Origin of the sequence: Paraliobacillus sp. X-1268 (assembly GCF_003426095.1) — a bacterium.
Taxonomy (GTDB): Bacteria; Bacillota; Bacilli; order Bacillales; family Amphibacillaceae; genus Paraliobacillus_A; species Paraliobacillus_A zengyii.
In genome coordinates this window covers 37,300-54,220 of sequence record NZ_QJSK01000016.1, presented here as the reverse complement: position 1 = coordinate 54,220, position 16,921 = coordinate 37,300, and the positions used below count along the sequence as shown (strand labels likewise).

Here is a 16,921-nt window from a genome sequence, read left to right as displayed (position 1 = left end):
TTGTGGGCACTTTGTTTATTTGGTAGCCTTTTGTTTACGACGCCTATTGCAATCAGCTACGTTATGCGTTATTCTTCATTCTTAGTACGTTTTATGATAGGAGGGGCATGATGGATCAATTTGATCAATCCCTTGAAATATTTATTGATGGAGCAGGATGGTTGGCTCCGGTTCTTTTTGTTCTTTTACATGTACTTCGACCAATTTTTTTCATACCGGTTATTGTTATTTGTATCGCTGGTGGCGTGTTATTCGGATTTATTGAAGGTGCAATTTTATCATTTATTGGTCTCTCTTTAATGAGTCTCATTTCTTATAAATTAGTTAATCGATTCCCGAAATTCAAGAAAAACCTTACGCGTTTAAAAAAGAAAATATTTCGTGAACGGACGATGTCTGTTGCGCAAGTTATGGTACTAAGACTTATGCCATTTATCCATTTTCACTTACTTTCGTTTTATTTAATGGAGATGACCAAGACTTTTAGGGAATACATGTATTATTCTGTTTTAGGACTTATTTTACCTGCTATTATATATACTGCCTTTGGCGAAGCAATTACAGATTTCCCTTGGTATGTTTCAATTTTATTCATCGTTTTCTTAATTGGTTTATATGTTTGTATTGATAGATGGAATAGGTCTCATAACAAGCCAGTTTGAATTTGAAAAAGGCTCCAAACCATTAAGGGTTGGAGTCTTTTACTGATTTTGTATTAAAGAGCGTCACTAATGATACTCTTATAATAAAGGACGGAAAGTAATCCAAAAATAGAATACAAAGCTGTATATGCGATTATTACCATAATCATTGGCGTCCATAATTCTGTACCAAAGAAAAACCATCCGGATTGAACTGCGAAATAACTATGTGATAAACCAACTACTAAGGGTATTCCAAAGTTAAATAGTTGTTTAAGCTGGATTCCTTTTAACAAATCTCCTTGTGTAAAACCTAACTTTCTTAAAATAGTGTAGTTAGACTTTTCTTCCTCACCTTCATCCATTTGTTTGAAATAAAGAATACATCCAGAAGTGATCAGAAAAGCTAATCCCAAAAAGCCAACAATAAACATAGTAAGTCCCATATTTTGTTTTTGATTATTGGCTATATTGTATCGAGAATCATATGGATAATCATCATTGGAAGAAAACTCTTCCATAAAGATATCATTTGCTTTCGTTACGTCTGATTTGTCTTGGATATCAATACCAATATAAATAGAGGAGTTGTCTTGGATATCTGGATTAATATCAGTTTGTAACTTTAAGAATATGCTCTCGTCAACAATTACAACTGGCAAACCACCATGTGTAAAGTGATTGGATAGGACGAATTTGTCTTGCAACCCTGTAAAGCTTTGCTTAATTGTTTCCTTTTGTCCAGTTATTGTGATATCACCGGAATCTTTAAATGATATTAGGCTAGACATTACAGCACTGTAACCAGTAAAAATAGTTTCCTCAGAAGATACATTGATACCATCGACATCTTGATCACTAACAACAGGTAAGATCATGTTCGGATCGGAATTCACCTCATCAAGTTGCGTATCAAGTATATTCTCTACGTTGACATTAACTTCTAAAACCTCGGTTGTTCGATCACTATATGCTATATTGTTCTTATCTAATGCAAGCATAAATACCTTGGCATCATTTTGATCAGTTATTGCAAAATCAGCCGCTACACTGTTTTCTGCATTTTTTTCAGCAGAATAGTAGGCGATATAGCTTAACGATAATAAACCAATTGCTAGAGCGGATACAGTGGTAATTATCGTTAATAACAATGCGTTTGATTTCATTCGAAACATTAACGATGATAAAGATAGCACCTGATTAACTGTTAAGTAGCCATCTTTCCCTTTTCGAATAGCGTTTAAAATAAATGTTACAGAACCTTTGTAAAATAGGTAAGTTCCTAGAATGACAGATACAAGGATAATAATCATAGTCAGAAATAACGTATTCATTGTAACAAAATCTCCGTCAAATAGTTTCGATGAGATATAGTACCCCAACAGAATTAGTGTAATGCCAACAATTCCAATGACAATTTCCAATACGGATATTTTTTTTATCTTATTTTCTGTTGATGATTGTGTATTAAATAACGTGAGTATACTTTGTCTTTTAATGAAAATATAGTTCATCAATAATATAAATAGGAAGATCACACTAAAGACAATGATTGTTTGCACGAACGCCTCAATAGAGAAATGAAGACTTGCTATATCATCGACTGCAGTAATTCGGAACAGAATCATCATCGCTAGTTTTGAAAAAGCAAAACCTACAAATGTACCGATGATTAATGAACCAAAGTATATAAGCGCATTTTCTGTCACAAGGATTTGAAACACTTTATTTTTTGTCATCCCAATTAACTGAAAGAGGCCAATTTCTTTGCTACGGCGTTTGATAAAGATTTTATTAGCGTATAGAAGAAAAATTGAAATAATAATAAAGAGAAGTACGGACGCGGCTTTAATAGCAGCTCCACCCTTTATAGTTCCAGAGGTTTCATCCATTGCAGGGTCATATTGCAAGGTAACAAAGGCAAAATATAAGCCGACACTAAAAATGAGTGCAAAAACATAAAGGTAATAATGCTTTATGTTCTTTTTAAGACTTTGAAAGATGAGATGTTTAATGCTCATAGGAAACCCCGCCTAATACCCCTTGAGTCTTCATGATGTCTTGATAGAATTCTTGTCTAGTTTGCTCACCCTTTGTTAATTGTGTATGCATTTGACCATCTTTAATGAAAATAACCCGGCTACTAAAACTTGCGGCTGTCATATCATGTGTGACCATCACAATCGTTGCTTTTCGTTTTTGATTTAACTCGCTTAGTTTGTTTAACAGATCAGAAGCGGATTTAGAATCAAGTGCGCCAGTTGGTTCATCTGCAAAAATAATACTTGGTTCATGGATGAAAGCACGTGCAGCAGAAGTACGTTGTTTTTGTCCGCCTGAGATTTGATTTGGGTAACTCTTCTCCAAATCAAAAAGGCCTAGCTCTGTTGCAACTGCTTTAAACTTTTGATTTGCTTCTTTTTTTGACGTCTTGCTAATCGATAATGGTAATAATATGTTTTCTTTCACAGTTAGCGTATCTAATAAATTGTACTCTTGAAAGATAAATCCTAAATGTGTTTTTCTGAAAGCAGCAAGTTCTTTCTCTTTCATGCGCGTTATGTCTTTTCCTACCACGCTAATTGAACCGTTGCTAACCTTATCAATCGAGGATAGAACATTTAGTAACGTTGTTTTACCTGATCCAGATGGCCCCATGATGCTGACGAATTCTGCCGTTTCAATGCTGATATCCAACCCTTTTAATACATCTTGTTTATTGAATTTATTCCCATAACTTTTATGGATTTTAGTTGCTTGTAAAATTGACATTAGTATTCACTCCTTTTTCTACATTAGCTTTAGTTTAAGGCAATTCTAGCTGTCTTTCCCTCGATTAGCCGAACAATAAAAGCAAGCATGTGACAATACTGTCACATGCTTGTGATTGAGATGAAATCATTTTGCTTTGGAAAGGTTAACGTAAATGAGGTTCCTTTCCCGAGATCTGAACAAACAGAAATAGCTAGTTTTAATTCTTTCGCAACAATTTTCGTTAAATATAACCCCATACCTGTTGCTGCACTATCCCGATGATTCGTTGTGGATGTAAATCCTTTGTCAAATACACGTGCTATATCTTTCGGATCAATGCCACGTCCGCAATCTTTTACTTCTAAAATGGTTTGCCCAACTTGAGAATAACTCTTGATTGTAATATCGGAATCATGACTATACTTAACAGCGTTTGTTAATAATTGTCTAACTATAAACGCAAGCCATTTTGCATCACTTTCTAATGTAGCAATCTTTAGATCTACGTCAAAACCTAACCCTTTTTGGATACACCAAGATTGCAATGTTTTGATTTCTTGAAAAATAATTTCCTCTAATGCTATCTTTTCGATATATAAATCGTTCTCAATAAAAGCTATCCGTTTTTGATGTAATTGCTGATCAAGTAAGAGATGAATTCGTAGCCATTCAAAGGTTAAATTTGCTTTTATGGAATCATTATCAAGTCGATCAATCATTAGATGCATTGCAGTTAATGGCGTTTTAACTTCATGAATCCATGCTAATAGCTCATCTTTTTCTTGTTCTAATCTGATTAAGTTCTCAGAAGCTACTTGTTCCATGACAGCTGTTTGTGTTGTCATACTATCTGCGACAATTTCTTGAAAAGGACTTTTAGCCTTAGCCATTCCAGTAATATCAAGATTACTTTCGCGTTCTATTAAACTTTTATAGAATTGTGTTTCTTTTTGAAAACGGCTAATTAAAAAAACAAGAAAACTAATAAAAGATAGAAAGTTACTATACATCATTGATCGAAGTGGGATAGATGTATCGATAAAGGCAATAAAAATACTAAGTAATTGCAAGAATAAAAAGAAAAAAATCCAGCTTCGTTTTTCTATTACATATAGTTTAATCATAATGATTTTCCTCTTCCAAAGCAATGTAACCTTGTCCTACTTTGGTTTCAATACATTTACCCAGTTGTAATTCATCTAACCGCTTTCTTAATCGATTTACATTCACCGTTAGCGTATTATCACTAATAAAACGACTGTCGTTCCATAAGCTCTGGATCAATTGATCTCGACTTACTATCTTATTCTTATGCTCAATCAGTAGTTTCAATATATAAATTTCATTTTTGCTAAGTTCAATCATTCCTAGAGAATTAGTAATCGAGTTTTTTTGAAAATCTACGGTTGCACCTGCCCATGTTTTTAATGCAATGTGCTCCGTATTATAATTATAAACACGCCGAAGTATTGCTTGTATTTTTGCAATTAGTACGTCAAAATGAAAAGGTTTTTGGATATAATCATCAGCTCCGAGTTGCATCGACATCACCATATCAGTTGGATGATCACGTGAAGAAAGAAAAATAATCGGCACACTTGAATGGGTTCTGATCATCCGACACCAGTGGAATCCGTCAAATTTAGGTAATTGAATATCGATAATAACTAAATCAGGATTCACATCTGAGAATTCTTGCATGATAGTCTCAAAATTAGTTATATGATAGACATCATAAGACCAAGCTGCTAATCTATCTTTAATTTCCTTGCATAACGTTCGATCATCTTCTATTAACAAAATTTTAAACAAAATAGCCACCACACTTCTTTGATATTCTTAGCTAATTGTATCGCATAACGATTATGCGTGCTACCAATTTTTAGGGATTGACTTCTTTTAATTTATTCCTGAAATTGAAAAGGAAATGAGCAAAACCAGATTCTAATTGTGCATGGAAGTTATCTAGAAGAAATAATAAATCAATTGAAACAAACAGAGTTAAGAGTAGAATGGGATCTAAGAGAAGAAAAGCTAGGCTATAAAATGAGAGAAGCACAAATGAAAAAGGTCCCCTATGTGCTTGTTATAGGTGACAAAGAAAAGCAAAATCAAACAGTTAATGTTAGACAATATGGGGTAGATACATCAATAGAAATGAATCTAGATGCATTTATCGATCATATGAAGCAAGTGATTAAAGATAAAAGCATATCTTAATTAAAAAGGTTATAACCATTTGATGAGTGGTTATAACCTTTTTATTATTTGATGGATTCTTTTACTTCTATTTCTTCATTTAGTACAGTGTCGATATAATTTCTTCCCCAATTATACATCGAATCTAAGATAGGCATGAGACTTTCACCATTTTTGGTTAAGGAGTATTCTACTTTAGGTGGAACGACAGGATAGACTTCACGATGAATAATTTCATCTTCCTCTAATTCTCTTAATTGATTGGTTAACATTCTTTGAGTGATACCAGGTATTAATTTTCTTAACTCACCAAAGCGTTTTGTTCCTGTTTTCCCTAAATGCCACAAAATGAGCATTTTCCATTTACCACCTATGATATGAAGTGTTAATTCCTTCTCACAGTTAAAAACCTTGTTTTCAATCCGTGCCACTATTAATCCCTCCATATTAGAACAATTTTAATCGTTCCCTTATTATAAGTGGCTTTCTTAGTATAAAAAAGTAATTCGCTCAAAAAAGCCGTGAAAGTTAATGAAAACTTCACGGCCTCTTTGTATTGTCTATTCTAAATTAGCATGGCGACCATACATGTTAGCAGAATCTAAACCTTTTCTTTCCATGAACCGAAGGATAACGGCATCGAACAACAAGAAGAGGGACTGTTCAAATAGCGAACCCATTGGTTGAATGGTTTGATAATTACCTGTTGTTTGATCTTTAGGTGAGCCAGGCATTTGTATAGCAAGATCAGCTAGTTGTGCAATAGTAGAATCTAGATTTGTTGTTAGAGCAACAATTTCTCCACCAATTGCTTGAGCCTTTTCAGCAATAGAAACAACGTTTTTCGTTTCTCCAGATCCAGAATTAATAATAAGCATATCACCTTTTTCGAAGTTTGGTGTGATCGTTTCACCTACTACGTAAGGGTATAGTCCAACGTGCATCATTCGCATCGCAAAAGATTTAGCTGCTAAACCTGACCGACCACCACCAGCGACAAAAACTTTGTTCGCATTAAGAATACCAGTAACTAGATTTTCGACCTGTTCATCTGATATGACTTCGATTCCCTGCTCTAATTCCTTAATGATTTTCTTAAAGTATCCAGTCGTTTGCATAATGGATTACCCTTTAATTAGTTGTTGCATTTCTTTTGCTACTGCTGCTTTGTCATCTACACCAGTAATGCCGCCACCAACAATAATAAGATCTGGGTTTGCTTTAATTACTTCTGGTAGTGTTTCTAGTTTAATGCCACCAGCTACAGCAGTCTTCGCGTTTTTAACCACGCCTTTGATGGTCATAAGTTGTGCAAATGAGTTCTCACCTGCTGCCTGCAAATCATAACCTGTGTGTACGCAAATATAATCAACTCCAAGTGCATCAATTTCTTTTGCGCGTTGTTCAATGTTTGGTACATTCATCATATCAATTAGAATTTTATTGCCGTGCTTTTTAGCTTCTTCAACTGCACCAGTGATAGTTGCGTCATTTGTTGCACCAAGAATAGTAATAATGTCTGCACCTGCTTCAGAAGCTTTCATTACTTCATATCCACCAGCATCCATAACTTTAAGATCAGCCAATACTTTCAATGATGGAAATGCCTCTTTCATAGCTTTTACCGCATGAAGACCTTCATTAATAATTATTGGTGTACCAATCTCTACTATGTCAATGTATTCTTCGACTTCTTTTACAAGTTTAATTCCTTCTTCTGTATTCACTAAATCTAATGCTAATTGTAGTTCCATTTATAAACGACTCCCTTTGTTTTATTTGTACAGATTCATTTTAGTACGTTATTTATGACAATATAAGTACGCACTTTAAAAGAACATAGGCACAAAAAGTATACGAAGGACCAAGAAAGTAACTGAAAAGGAAGCAAAATTACATGGACATATTTTTAACCGGAGTGGATAAAAATAAGGATTGTATTGAAAATAAACAGTGGGGTCACGTCAGCTATAAAAAATGGTATAATGAGAAGAATATATTGTACATAAGGAAGTTGGGAAATGATGGCGAAGAAAAGAAATGAATCAGAGAATGGACAACAGTACACAGTAAAGGAAAGAATAGAATTGTTGCCATTTCTTTTGCAAGTAATCGATCGAGGAAGAAATCATGTAAAAGCTGTTCTAGCCCGCGGTCAAGTATTAGTAGATGATGAGGTTCAAACAGCCTTTAACTTACAGCTTGATCAAGGACAAACAGTTACCATACTAAAACAGGCTGTTGAAAAACAAGCACTTATAGGGCTGACGATTATGTATGAAGATGATGCTGTGATTGTTGTTAATAAGAAGGAAGGATTACTATCCGTTTCTGCACCAAACGAAAATGAACTAACAGCTTATCGACAGCTTACAGCACATGTCCGTCAGAAAAATCCGAAGAATAGGATTTTTATTGTGCACCGACTTGATCGAGATACATCAGGTGTGATGTTATTTGCAAAGACTGAAGAAGTGAAGCATAAATTGCAGGATAACTGGAAAGATGTGGTCAAAGAAAGAACCTATATTGCACTTGTAGAAGGTAAAGTGAAGAAAGAAGAGGGTACGATTTCTACATGGTTAAAAGAGAGTAAAACGCATAAGATGCACTCAAACAAGGAACCAAATGGCGGTCAAAAAGCAGTAACGCATTATAAAACACTTGCAACTAATTCGAAGTTTTCATTACTGCAAGTAGAACTTGAAACAGGTAGAAAAAATCAAATTAGAGCACATATGGAGGACATTGGCTTTCCGGTAGTTGGAGACAAAAAATATGGTGCTAAAACAAATGAAATTGGCAGACTTGGTTTGCATGCAAAAGTGCTGGCTTTTACACATCCGATAACGGGAGAAGATGTACGTTTTGAAGCTGATGTACCTAAATCTTTTTTCAATAAATCTAGATAGAAGATAGGGTGATAAGTGTGTATTTGACGATTAAAGAAACAGCTGATTATTTGGAAGTAGACGAAGCACAAGTGAGACAACTTATATATCAAAAACAAATTCGAGCGTTACACGATGGTGAGAAGTATTTGGTTAATGATGAGCAATTCAATACGCATTTTGAACAAATCGAAAATTATAGACAGTTGGTACAAGAAATATTTGATGAACCTATTCCAGAAAGTGTGGATGTTAAAGACGAAGATTAAAAAAACTAGACCCCTATTGTGTAATAGGGGTCTAGTTTTAACGGCGTCTAAAACCTTCTTGTTCTAGATAATTAATTGCGCCGTTATAAGTAGCGTAAGTAGCGTCTAGTAAATCACCTGCATAAATGTTCCATGAGTCGAAGTCATTAATAATTTTCAATGTTTGGTTTTCTGCGTTAATCCATGTTTCTTCAAATGGTTCTTGTTCAGATAGTGAATCAATTGCTTGGTTAATAACTTTGCGCAATGCTTTTTCGTTAAAATCACGGATATTAACCATTCCATTATTATCTAAGTTATAATCTTCATCAATTAGCTCTGCGAAAACATAGCCATTGCCGTTCGGATGTAAATGATAGACAACATTTTCCTTGTTGATTACACTTTCTTCAAATTGAAAATTGACACGACCAAGCGATACATCTTTGCGTTTTAACATAGGGTAAGATTCAATAATTGCAAGTTTTTCTTCAAATGTAAGCATGGTACCTCCATATAGATTGTTTTTTTTGATTCTTTTCATAAAACTAAGTTGCTATTAACGATACAATTGATTGAAAATGTGATGTAACATACCGCTTTGGAAACATACTTCGCTTTCCGTGGGCACGGCTTCAGCTAACTTAGTAAAGCAAAGGGCGCTTTACTAAGTGGATCTTCAGCCCGTGCTGTTCCCACAGGAGTCTACGTATATTTCCGTCGCTAGATTAAAATAATTTTTTCGTTAATTAAAAATTACATATCAGAGAAAAATAAGCTCTCTTACTTTTTTGCAAATTGGTGCTACTTAGAAAAAAATCTAGCGTATCAAGTGAAATTGGCGACACTCCTGCAGGAACAGCGCGGACTGAAGATCCACTCGGAAAGCGCCCTTTGCTTATCCGAGTTAGCTGAAGCCGTGCCTGCGGAAAGGGAGCCGATTTTGCTTGAGAAGCGGGTTAGAATATTCTGTGAGTCAGAATGTATGAATTTTTGTACCAACAGCAATCTGCTTGTAATGGGTCATTTTTTAAGATGCAGTTCATATTATAACACTTGTATTTTGAAAAATACTACTTTCTTAAAGATAATTCTACTAAAAACGAGTTTTCTCTATTTTTTCAAGTTATAATGAATATATTCCGATTTTGCATATGCTAATTCTCTTTAGAGAATCCTATATAGAAGTCGAACATACAAAAAGGTGAGGTTAATACATGAATGAAAGAAATTTCAAAGATTATGAATTAAGTGAAGAGATCACGCGCGCACTTGGTGTTTTGAAATATAAGACGCCTACAGAAGTGCAAGATAAAGTAATTCCAACTGCATTAGAGAACAAAGATCTTGTCGTGAGATCCGAGACAGGTAGTGGAAAGACAGCAGCATTTGCGATACCAATCTGTGAACAGATCGAATGGGAAGTGAAGAATCCACAAGTATTAGTACTTACACCAACACGTGAGCTTGCTGTTCAAGTACGCGATGATATTACGAATATTGGAAGGTTTAAGCGTATTAAAGCTGTAGCGGTTTATGGGAAAGAACCTATCGCCAGACAAAAAGAAGAGTTAAAACAAAAAACACATATCGTTGTTGGTACACCAGGACGTGTGATTGATCATATTGACCGAGAAACATTGAATTTGGATGAAGTGAAATATTTAGTAATTGATGAAGCGGATGAAATGCTTCACATGGGCTTTATTGACAAGGTAGAATCTATTATTAAACAACTTCCTAAAAATAGAGTGACAATGGTGTTTTCAGCGACATTACCTCAAGATGTTGAGAAGTTATGCTACAAGTACATGATTGACCCAGTCAATATCGAAATTGAGACAAATGGTATTACAACGAGTACAATTGAACACCGCTATATCGAGGTTAGAGAGGATGATAAACTCGCCTTACTTAAAGATGTAACAGTTGCTGAGAATACGGAGAGTTGTATCATTTTTTGTAAAACAAAAGAGCATGTTGATACAATCTATACCGAATTAGAAGCGGAAGGCTATTCGTGTGAAAGACTTCATGGTGGTTTAGAACAAAAAGATCGTTTTGCTATTATGGAAGGTTTTAAATTAGGGAATTTCCGTTATCTCATAGCAACTGATGTAGCAGCTCGAGGTATTGATGTTGATAATATAACACTAATTATTAACTATGATATCCCGTTAGAGAAAGAAAGTTATGTTCACCGAACTGGACGAACTGGTCGTGCTGGTAACAAGGGGAAAGCAATTACTTTTGGTACGCCTAATCAAGGAAAATATCTTGGCTCTATCGAACGCTATATTGGCTTTAAATTACCAGTAATGGATGCGCCAAGTGAACAAGAAATTGTAAAAAATATAAAAGCTTTTAAAGAAAAAATGAATAACCGTCGTATTGTGAAAAATAATAAGACAGAGCGTATCAATAAAGATATTATGAAACTGCAATTTAATGGCGGGAAGAAGAAAAAGATTCGTGCACTCGATTTTGTTGGAACGATTACGAGTATTCCTGGTGTAGAGTCTGAGGATATAGGTATTATAACGATTAAAGATAGTTTATCCTATGTAGATATTTTAAATGGTAAAGGCTCATTAGTGTTACAAGCAATGGAGCACACGACTGTTAAGAATAAACAATTAAAAGTAAGTATAGCAGAATAATGAATTAAAATAGAACGTAAAAAAGACAAGCCATCATCTTTGTGGCTTGTCTTTATCTATATGTTAATCCAATTAAATTTAGGTTAGCCACGTCTTCCCCCTCTACCGCCTTGTTTTGATTCCTTGCTGCGTTTTAGGGTAGAAAGATTTTCTTCACTACTCTTTAAGAAGCTTGCCATTTTGTCTTCAAAGCTTTCTTTAGGCTTAAAATTACTCTTTGCGCGACCGTTTTTACCATTTCTGTCGTTTCCGCCTTGACGCGGTCGACGTGTGTAAGAAGCGCTTTGACCTTCGGGTTTATCGATTGCCTTTTTAATAGACAAGGCAATTTTTCCATCCTTCTCACTAATTACTTTAACTTCAATTTGGTCCCCTACTTTAAGGTGATCATTCACGTCTTTTACATAGCTATCTGCTACTTCACTGATATGCACAAGTCCTGTTGTGCCACCGGGTAATTCTACGAATGCTCCAAAATTAGTGATACCAGTTACTTTACCTTGAACCTTGCTACCTATTTCAATTGACAAAAAAATTTCCCCCTCAATAATTTTAAAACCAACTCATTATAACAAATATATCAAACAAAATCAAATGTGTTTCGTTAATGTAAACAAGTATTAATTGTACTAAAACACCATTGTTGTCCAATCTTCACAGTTCCAAATGTCTGTAACAAGATCTTGATAGAAATCAGGTTCGTGTGAGATAAGTAAGACACTACCTTTGTAATCACTTAATGCGCGCTTTAACTCGTCTTTGGCATCACGGTCTAAGTGGTTTGTTGGCTCATCTAGCACAAGTAAGTTGGTTTCTTTATTTATTAACTTGCACAATCTTACTTTAGCCTTTTCGCCACCACTTAAAACTTTTATTTTACTTTCAATATGTTTTCTTGTTAAACCACATTTCGCTAAAGAAGAGCGTACTTCTTGTTGCGTTAGGTGCGGGAACTCATCCCATATCTCATCTAGACATGTTTTTTGGCTCACGTCATTTGGCTCTTGCTCAAAATAACCTATATGCAAGTGCTCGCCTAATTGAACACTGCCTGATACTGGTTTGATTTCTCCAAGGATACTGCGTAATAAAGTAGTTTTACCAATTCCGTTTGCTCCAGATAAAGCTAGTTTTTGTCCGCGTTCCATCGCTAAATTAAGTGCGCGAGATAGAGGTTCATCATAACCAATTACAAGTTCATTTGTTTCGAATAAATATTTTCCAGATGTTCGAGCCGGTTTAAAACGAAAATGCGGTTTTGGTTTTTCAGCGTCTAGTTCAATTACTTCCATCTTGTCGAGTTTTTTCTGACGAGAGGTAGCCATCTTACTTGTAGCAGCATTAGCCTTATTCCGTGCAACAAAGTCTTTAAGGTTTGCAATTTCCTTTTGTTGTTTTTTATGTGCTGATGCGAGTTGTTGTTTTCTCATGTCATAAACACGTAAGAATTCATCATAGCCACCTGGATAACGTGTTACTTGCTGATTTTCCATGTGATAAATTAATGTAACAACACTATTTAAAAATGGAAGATCGTGTGAAATTAAAATAAATGCATGATCATAGTTTAGTAAATAATTGCGCAACCACTCAATATGTTCAACATCGAGATAGTTTGTCGGCTCATCTAGTAGTAAAATGTCTGGTTTTTCAAGTAATAGCTTAGCAAGCAGTACTTTTGTACGCTGCCCACCACTCAAATCGTGTACGTCAGTTTCTAAACCAAATTCATCTAATCCAAGGCCGTTCGCAATTTCTTCCACTTTTGCATCGATCATGTAGAAATCATTGTTTGTGAGCGCATCCTGCATTCGACCGGTTTCTTCAAGAAGTTTCTCAAGATCTTCTGGACCAACTTCTCCCATTTTGCCGAATAAACCATTCATCTCTTCTTCTAAGTCATATAGATACTGGAAGGCGGTTCTTAGTACATCGCGAATCGTCATTCCTTTATTTAATGAAGTATGTTGGTCTAAATAACCAACTCGGGTATGCTTCGTCCATTCTACTGTGCCAGCGTCTGGCTCTAGCTTTCCGGTAATAATATTCATAAATGTCGATTTACCCTCGCCATTGGCTCCGATAAGACCGATATGCTCTCCTGCTAATAAACGAAATGAGACATCTTCGAAGATTGCTCTGTCACCAAATCCGTGACTTAAATTTGAAACTGTAAGTAAACTCATAATGTAAACACCTTTTCTCTTATAGTTAATGCTTTTTTATTATAAAGGTGATTTGACTAAAGTGATAGAGCTAGGAAGAAAAAAATTAAAAAGGAGTTGAGGTAATTTTTGTTACAGAATTATAAGTAGTTCTATATTCAACCTAAAAAGTAAAGACGATACGGTAAAAACAAGCGTATAGCGATTAAGGAAGCGATTAAAGCCCATCTTTTGATTGCGATCATAATTTATCCTATCATTATGCTCTATGTTACTATATTAAAAAGAGCAGTTTGAAAAACACTGATAAAGGTTGATAAAAATGAAACATTTACATATACAACATGCGTGGGTTGGGAGATTAATTGCCTCTGATCCAGGAAGAAAGAGGTTGCAACAAGCTTTTAAGGCAACGACAAGTTTAATGATTGCAATAATGACGATGCTGCTAATTTTACGTGTTTCAAATAGTACTTTATTTACGCCAGTTATTGTCGCGGGTATGCTAGGAATGATTGGCATAATGGTTGTGATGGACGATACAAAGAAAAAGAAGCAATTCACAACATTATTATTAGCTGTTTCAGCTTCTGTTAGCATTACAATTGGTACATATCTAGCAGACAATCCTTATTATGTTGGGATAGCGATGGTGTGTATTATTTTTGGGGCGTTTTACTTTTCTAAATTTGGGTCGCGTTATTTTTCGCTAGGTATGGTAAGTTTTATGACTATTTATATATCTTCTGTATTACAACTTACACCAAATCAATTTGGCTGGTTTTATGTAGCTATATGTGTTGGTGTGATGAGTGCATTCCTAGCAAATTTCATTATATTTAAAGATTCGGCTCATGTCTTAAGGAGAAGCATGCGCTCGTACCATATTCAAGCTAATTTGACACTAAGTATTTTAATTAATTTAATGGAAGATCCGATAAATAGTAAGAGGCGGATAAATAGTTTGGAGAAGAATGTTCGCAAATTGAGTGAATATGCACAGAATGTATCAGGTGATCTTAAAGAACAAGATGTTGCGAGTATATGGCCAGGACTTAAAGCGACGCATTTACGATTATATGTTTTTGATACAGCAATGCTGATTGAAACATTGACAGATTCTATCAAACAGTTAAAAAAAGCAGAAGGACTAGAAATGGAAGAAGTAAAGCGGATGCTTGTTTGGGTAGTCAAAACCATTAGGGACGCTGAAGTTTTAGCACAAAATTATACAACAGAACATTTAAAGGAAGCAGAAAATGCGGTACAAGGACTCTCTCTTATTTTAAAAGACTTACAAATGGAGACGGAGGAAAAAGAAACTAGAAAATGGTTGTATTTAATCCGGAGAATCGAATCAATTGCAAATCATGTCGTAACAAGTGCTGCAACAATTCAAGAATCGCTACGTTACGAGCAGCTTGCTATTAATGAGGGGAAGATAGACACAGAAATAGACAGTAAGCTTACAGCGACTGATCTAAAAGAGGACGGGTTAAAGCCGACTACAAAAAAAGCTTATCAAGCGATGGTGGCAAGTATATTAGCACTTTTGGTTGGTCACTGGATTTCGCCCATTCAACCTTATTGGGTTATTCTTACCGTTTTTCTTGTGTTACTTGGGACAGAATCAGTTGGTCGAACGTATATTAAAGGGCTTCAACGCTCATTAGGAACAATATGTGGTGCGATCATTGGTTTTCTACTTGCACAACTTGTATCTGGCCATACGCAAATAGAGGTTGCCTTATTATTTATTGTTGTCTTCTTTACTTTTTATTTCTTGACGGTTTCTTATACACTAATGAGTTTATTTATGACGATTCTGATTGCTTTTATGTATGATATTATCCTTGGTGGAATTAGTTATCAATTATTAGGTATACGGGTAATTGATACGATATGTGGTGCCATTATAGCGCTTGGTGTATCTACTTTTATATTTCCTACTAAAACGGTTGATAAGGTAGCCCAATCTTTTGTCGATTATTTAACGATATTAAATCCATTTCTAATAGATTATGTGAGGGGCTTTAGAGAAGACGTTAATGTTAAAGGTCTCTCAGGTAATGCATTTGATATGGATCTCAACTTACAAGTAATAAAAAATGCTGCCCAATCATTACTTCAACGCCCTGGTAGTATGGTTGATAAGAAAATCCCTCGTTGGATAACGCTTTTTACAGCAATCAATTATTATGCAAAACATCTCGTTGCATCCTCTTATCAGAATGAATTTTATTTTCCAGAAGAAATCAAGGCTGACTTTAGGGAAATGGAAGAAAAGCTACAACATAACATGGAATTATTAAGTGAATTAATTAGTGGCAATCAACACCAAGGAGTTGTGTATCATTTAACGGAGCAAAGAGAGCGAATCGAAAGACTTACTTTAAGTGAAGAAAAAAACAAAAATGACTTAACGCATCATCTCTATTACGTATGGAAAATCAATGAAGCAATTGTTCTGTTAGCAGTTGGTTTAGGTGCACAGGAAGCTTTTACTAGTGAAATGCTACCTTTTAAATAAGGTGCAAAAGGTGTATTATGAAATAGGAATAAGTTGAAGGAGGGAACATAATTGGTGAAACAGTCGAATCATAATTTATCCGACAAAGAAAAAGTAGAACTGTATCATCAAGTTGTTGAGTACGCCCTGGAGACGACGATTATTCATTCAAATCAGAAGGTTTTATACATAAATGAACCAGGTGCCAAGTTCTTAAAAGCAAACCAAAACGATCTTATCGGAGCAAATGTGGTTGATGTTTTTACGGAGAAATATAGAGATTATATTGTAGAGCGAATACGTAAGGGAACAGAGGAACGAACGGTTAGTGAACTAGTTGAAACAACGATCTATCGTGCAGATGGAACAACTGTTGATGTTGAGTTGTTTTGTCATCCAGTAATGTACGGTGAACTCGAAGCAATTCAATCTACGATCAGAGATTTAACACCACAAAGAGAAGCTGAAGCAGAGCTTGAAAAAATGATGCGTGACGTAGGGACACCTATTGTACCTGTGCATGATGGGATTGCAGTTATTCCGCTCATTGGAGATTTGAATGAGGTTAGGACAGAGGAACTAATCGAGATCATTCCTGAGAAAATACAAGGATATGATTTGGACTATTTAATTATTGATCTCTCTGGTATTTATAATATAGACGAAGTGGCAGTACAGTTTATCTACAGAATAGATGAAATCATGCAATTACTAGGCTTAACTTTAATCTTTACAGGTTTTAGACCTGAATTAGCTAGAAAATCAATAGAAGCTAGTCTAAGTAATGGAACATTACGAACAATGTCAAATGTTAAAAAAGCGTTATATCAGTTAGTTAAATGATTTAAATACTA

Annotated in this window: 17 protein-coding genes; 7 read left to right on the top strand and 10 right to left on the bottom strand. The window is 35.0% G+C overall.

Annotation, left to right across the window (positions count from 1 at the left end):
• The first annotated feature begins 110 nt into the window (after positions 1 to 110).
• Positions 111 to 662 (top strand): TVP38/TMEM64 family protein, encoded by a 552-nt coding sequence (locus D2K62_RS14645; protein ID WP_112180174.1) that lies wholly within the window; start codon positions 111 to 113, stop codon positions 660 to 662.
• A 53-nt stretch (positions 663 to 715) separates the two neighbouring features.
• Here D2K62_RS14645 and D2K62_RS14640 read toward each other — a convergent pair whose 3' ends face one another.
• The 4 genes from D2K62_RS14640 to D2K62_RS14625 all read right to left on the bottom strand — a co-directional run bounded on the left by D2K62_RS14640 (position 716) and on the right by D2K62_RS14625 (position 5,207).
• Complete coding sequence (locus D2K62_RS14640; protein WP_117149547.1) at positions 716 to 2,662, bottom strand: ABC transporter permease; 1,947 nt, start codon at positions 2,660 to 2,662, stop codon at positions 716 to 718.
• Positions 2,652 to 3,413 carry an ABC transporter ATP-binding protein gene (locus tag D2K62_RS14635; RefSeq protein ID WP_117149548.1) on the bottom strand — a complete coding sequence of 254 codons (762 nt, stop codon included), beginning with the start codon at positions 3,411 to 3,413 and terminating at the stop codon, positions 2,652 to 2,654. The genes D2K62_RS14640 and D2K62_RS14635 overlap by 11 nt, the downstream gene beginning before the upstream one ends.
• Before the next feature lie 101 nt (positions 3,414 to 3,514).
• Complete coding sequence (locus tag D2K62_RS14630) at positions 3,515 to 4,519, bottom strand: sensor histidine kinase (protein ID WP_117149549.1); 1,005 nt, start codon at positions 4,517 to 4,519, stop codon at positions 3,515 to 3,517.
• Positions 4,512 to 5,207 (bottom strand): response regulator transcription factor, encoded by a 696-nt coding sequence (locus D2K62_RS14625; protein ID WP_117149550.1) that lies wholly within the window; start codon positions 5,205 to 5,207, stop codon positions 4,512 to 4,514. The genes D2K62_RS14630 and D2K62_RS14625 overlap by 8 nt, the downstream gene beginning before the upstream one ends.
• A 138-nt stretch (positions 5,208 to 5,345) precedes the next feature.
• Between D2K62_RS14625 and D2K62_RS14620 the strand changes: the two genes are divergently transcribed.
• Positions 5,346 to 5,615: a His/Gly/Thr/Pro-type tRNA ligase C-terminal domain-containing protein gene (locus tag D2K62_RS14620; protein WP_232824302.1), complete on the top strand. Its 270-nt coding sequence runs from the start codon at positions 5,346 to 5,348 to the stop codon at positions 5,613 to 5,615.
• A 44-nt stretch (positions 5,616 to 5,659) separates the two neighbouring features.
• On the opposite strand, the gene D2K62_RS14615 is transcribed toward D2K62_RS14620, so the two are convergent.
• From D2K62_RS14615 to hxlA, 3 genes are all read right to left on the bottom strand, one after another.
• Complete coding sequence (locus D2K62_RS14615) at positions 5,660 to 6,025, bottom strand: winged helix-turn-helix transcriptional regulator (protein WP_112180175.1); 366 nt, start codon at positions 6,023 to 6,025, stop codon at positions 5,660 to 5,662.
• A 129-nt stretch (positions 6,026 to 6,154) separates the two neighbouring features.
• Positions 6,155 to 6,712: a 6-phospho-3-hexuloisomerase gene (gene hxlB, locus D2K62_RS14610; RefSeq protein ID WP_117149552.1), complete on the bottom strand. Its 558-nt coding sequence runs from the start codon at positions 6,710 to 6,712 to the stop codon at positions 6,155 to 6,157.
• A 6-nt stretch (positions 6,713 to 6,718) separates the two neighbouring features.
• Positions 6,719 to 7,348 carry a 3-hexulose-6-phosphate synthase gene (gene hxlA / locus D2K62_RS14605; RefSeq protein ID WP_112180177.1) on the bottom strand — a complete coding sequence of 210 codons (630 nt, stop codon included), beginning with the start codon at positions 7,346 to 7,348 and terminating at the stop codon, positions 6,719 to 6,721.
• Between the two features lie 270 nt (positions 7,349 to 7,618).
• Between hxlA and D2K62_RS14600 the strand changes: the two genes are divergently transcribed.
• Together D2K62_RS14600 and D2K62_RS14595 are read left to right on the top strand one after the other, a co-directional pair.
• A complete protein-coding gene (locus D2K62_RS14600; protein WP_117149557.1) occupies positions 7,619 to 8,506 on the top strand; it encodes an RluA family pseudouridine synthase in 888 nt (295 codons plus the stop codon).
• 17 nt (positions 8,507 to 8,523) lie between these two features.
• Positions 8,524 to 8,754, top strand: a complete 231-nt coding sequence (locus D2K62_RS14595) for an excisionase family DNA-binding protein (RefSeq protein ID WP_112180179.1) — start codon at positions 8,524 to 8,526, stop codon at positions 8,752 to 8,754.
• A gap of 37 nt (positions 8,755 to 8,791) precedes the next feature.
• On the opposite strand, the gene D2K62_RS14590 is transcribed toward D2K62_RS14595, so the two are convergent.
• Positions 8,792 to 9,238: a hypothetical protein gene (locus D2K62_RS14590; protein WP_112180180.1), complete on the bottom strand. Its 447-nt coding sequence runs from the start codon at positions 9,236 to 9,238 to the stop codon at positions 8,792 to 8,794.
• A 712-nt stretch (positions 9,239 to 9,950) separates the two neighbouring features.
• Between D2K62_RS14590 and D2K62_RS14585 the strand changes: the two genes are divergently transcribed.
• A complete protein-coding gene (locus D2K62_RS14585; protein ID WP_117161651.1) occupies positions 9,951 to 11,393 on the top strand; it encodes a DEAD/DEAH box helicase in 1,443 nt (480 codons plus the stop codon).
• 83 nt (positions 11,394 to 11,476) lie between these two features.
• Here D2K62_RS14585 and D2K62_RS14580 read toward each other — a convergent pair whose 3' ends face one another.
• Both D2K62_RS14580 and D2K62_RS14575 read right to left on the bottom strand, forming a co-directional pair.
• Positions 11,477 to 11,923 (bottom strand): S1 domain-containing RNA-binding protein, encoded by a 447-nt coding sequence (locus tag D2K62_RS14580; protein WP_112180182.1) that lies wholly within the window; start codon positions 11,921 to 11,923, stop codon positions 11,477 to 11,479.
• Positions 11,924 to 12,022: 99 nt separating this feature from the next.
• Positions 12,023 to 13,579: an ABC-F family ATP-binding cassette domain-containing protein gene (locus D2K62_RS14575; protein WP_112180183.1), complete on the bottom strand. Its 1,557-nt coding sequence runs from the start codon at positions 13,577 to 13,579 to the stop codon at positions 12,023 to 12,025.
• A 301-nt stretch (positions 13,580 to 13,880) separates the two neighbouring features.
• Here D2K62_RS14575 and D2K62_RS14570 point away from each other — a divergent pair, with 301 nt between their 5' ends.
• The gene (locus D2K62_RS14570; RefSeq protein WP_117161650.1) at positions 13,881 to 16,088 is read left to right on the top strand and encodes an FUSC family protein; all 2,208 of its coding nucleotides are present in this window, start codon (positions 13,881 to 13,883) and stop codon (positions 16,086 to 16,088) included.
• Between the two features lie 54 nt (positions 16,089 to 16,142).
• Entirely contained in the window at positions 16,143 to 16,910 is a 768-nt protein-coding gene (locus D2K62_RS14565) for a PAS domain S-box protein (protein WP_232828025.1), read from the top strand.
• Positions 16,911 to 16,921: the final 11 nt, after the last annotated feature.

Excerpts from the sequence above, each read along its gene's own strand:
- D2K62_RS14630 (WP_117149549.1), bottom strand. The coding sequence starts at position 4,519 with ATGATTAAACTATATGTAATAGAAAAACGAAGCTGGATTTTTTTCTTT.
- D2K62_RS14635 (WP_117149548.1), bottom strand. The coding sequence starts at position 3,413 with ATGTCAATTTTACAAGCAACTAAAATCCATAAAAGTTATGGGAATAAA.
- hxlA (WP_112180177.1), bottom strand. The coding sequence starts at position 7,348 with ATGGAACTACAATTAGCATTAGATTTAGTGAATACAGAAGAAGGAATT.
- D2K62_RS14600 (WP_117149557.1), top strand. The coding sequence starts at position 7,619 with ATGGCGAAGAAAAGAAATGAATCAGAGAATGGACAACAGTACACAGTA.
- D2K62_RS14640 (WP_117149547.1), bottom strand. The coding sequence starts at position 2,662 with ATGAGCATTAAACATCTCATCTTTCAAAGTCTTAAAAAGAACATAAAG.
- D2K62_RS14575 (WP_112180183.1), bottom strand. The coding sequence starts at position 13,579 with ATGAGTTTACTTACAGTTTCAAATTTAAGTCACGGATTTGGTGACAGA.
- D2K62_RS14645 (WP_112180174.1), top strand. The coding sequence starts at position 111 with ATGGATCAATTTGATCAATCCCTTGAAATATTTATTGATGGAGCAGGA.
- D2K62_RS14590 (WP_112180180.1), bottom strand. The coding sequence starts at position 9,238 with ATGCTTACATTTGAAGAAAAACTTGCAATTATTGAATCTTACCCTATG.
- hxlB (WP_117149552.1), bottom strand. The coding sequence starts at position 6,712 with ATGCAAACGACTGGATACTTTAAGAAAATCATTAAGGAATTAGAGCAG.
- D2K62_RS14570 (WP_117161650.1), top strand. The coding sequence starts at position 13,881 with ATGAAACATTTACATATACAACATGCGTGGGTTGGGAGATTAATTGCC.
- D2K62_RS14585 (WP_117161651.1), top strand. The coding sequence starts at position 9,951 with ATGAATGAAAGAAATTTCAAAGATTATGAATTAAGTGAAGAGATCACG.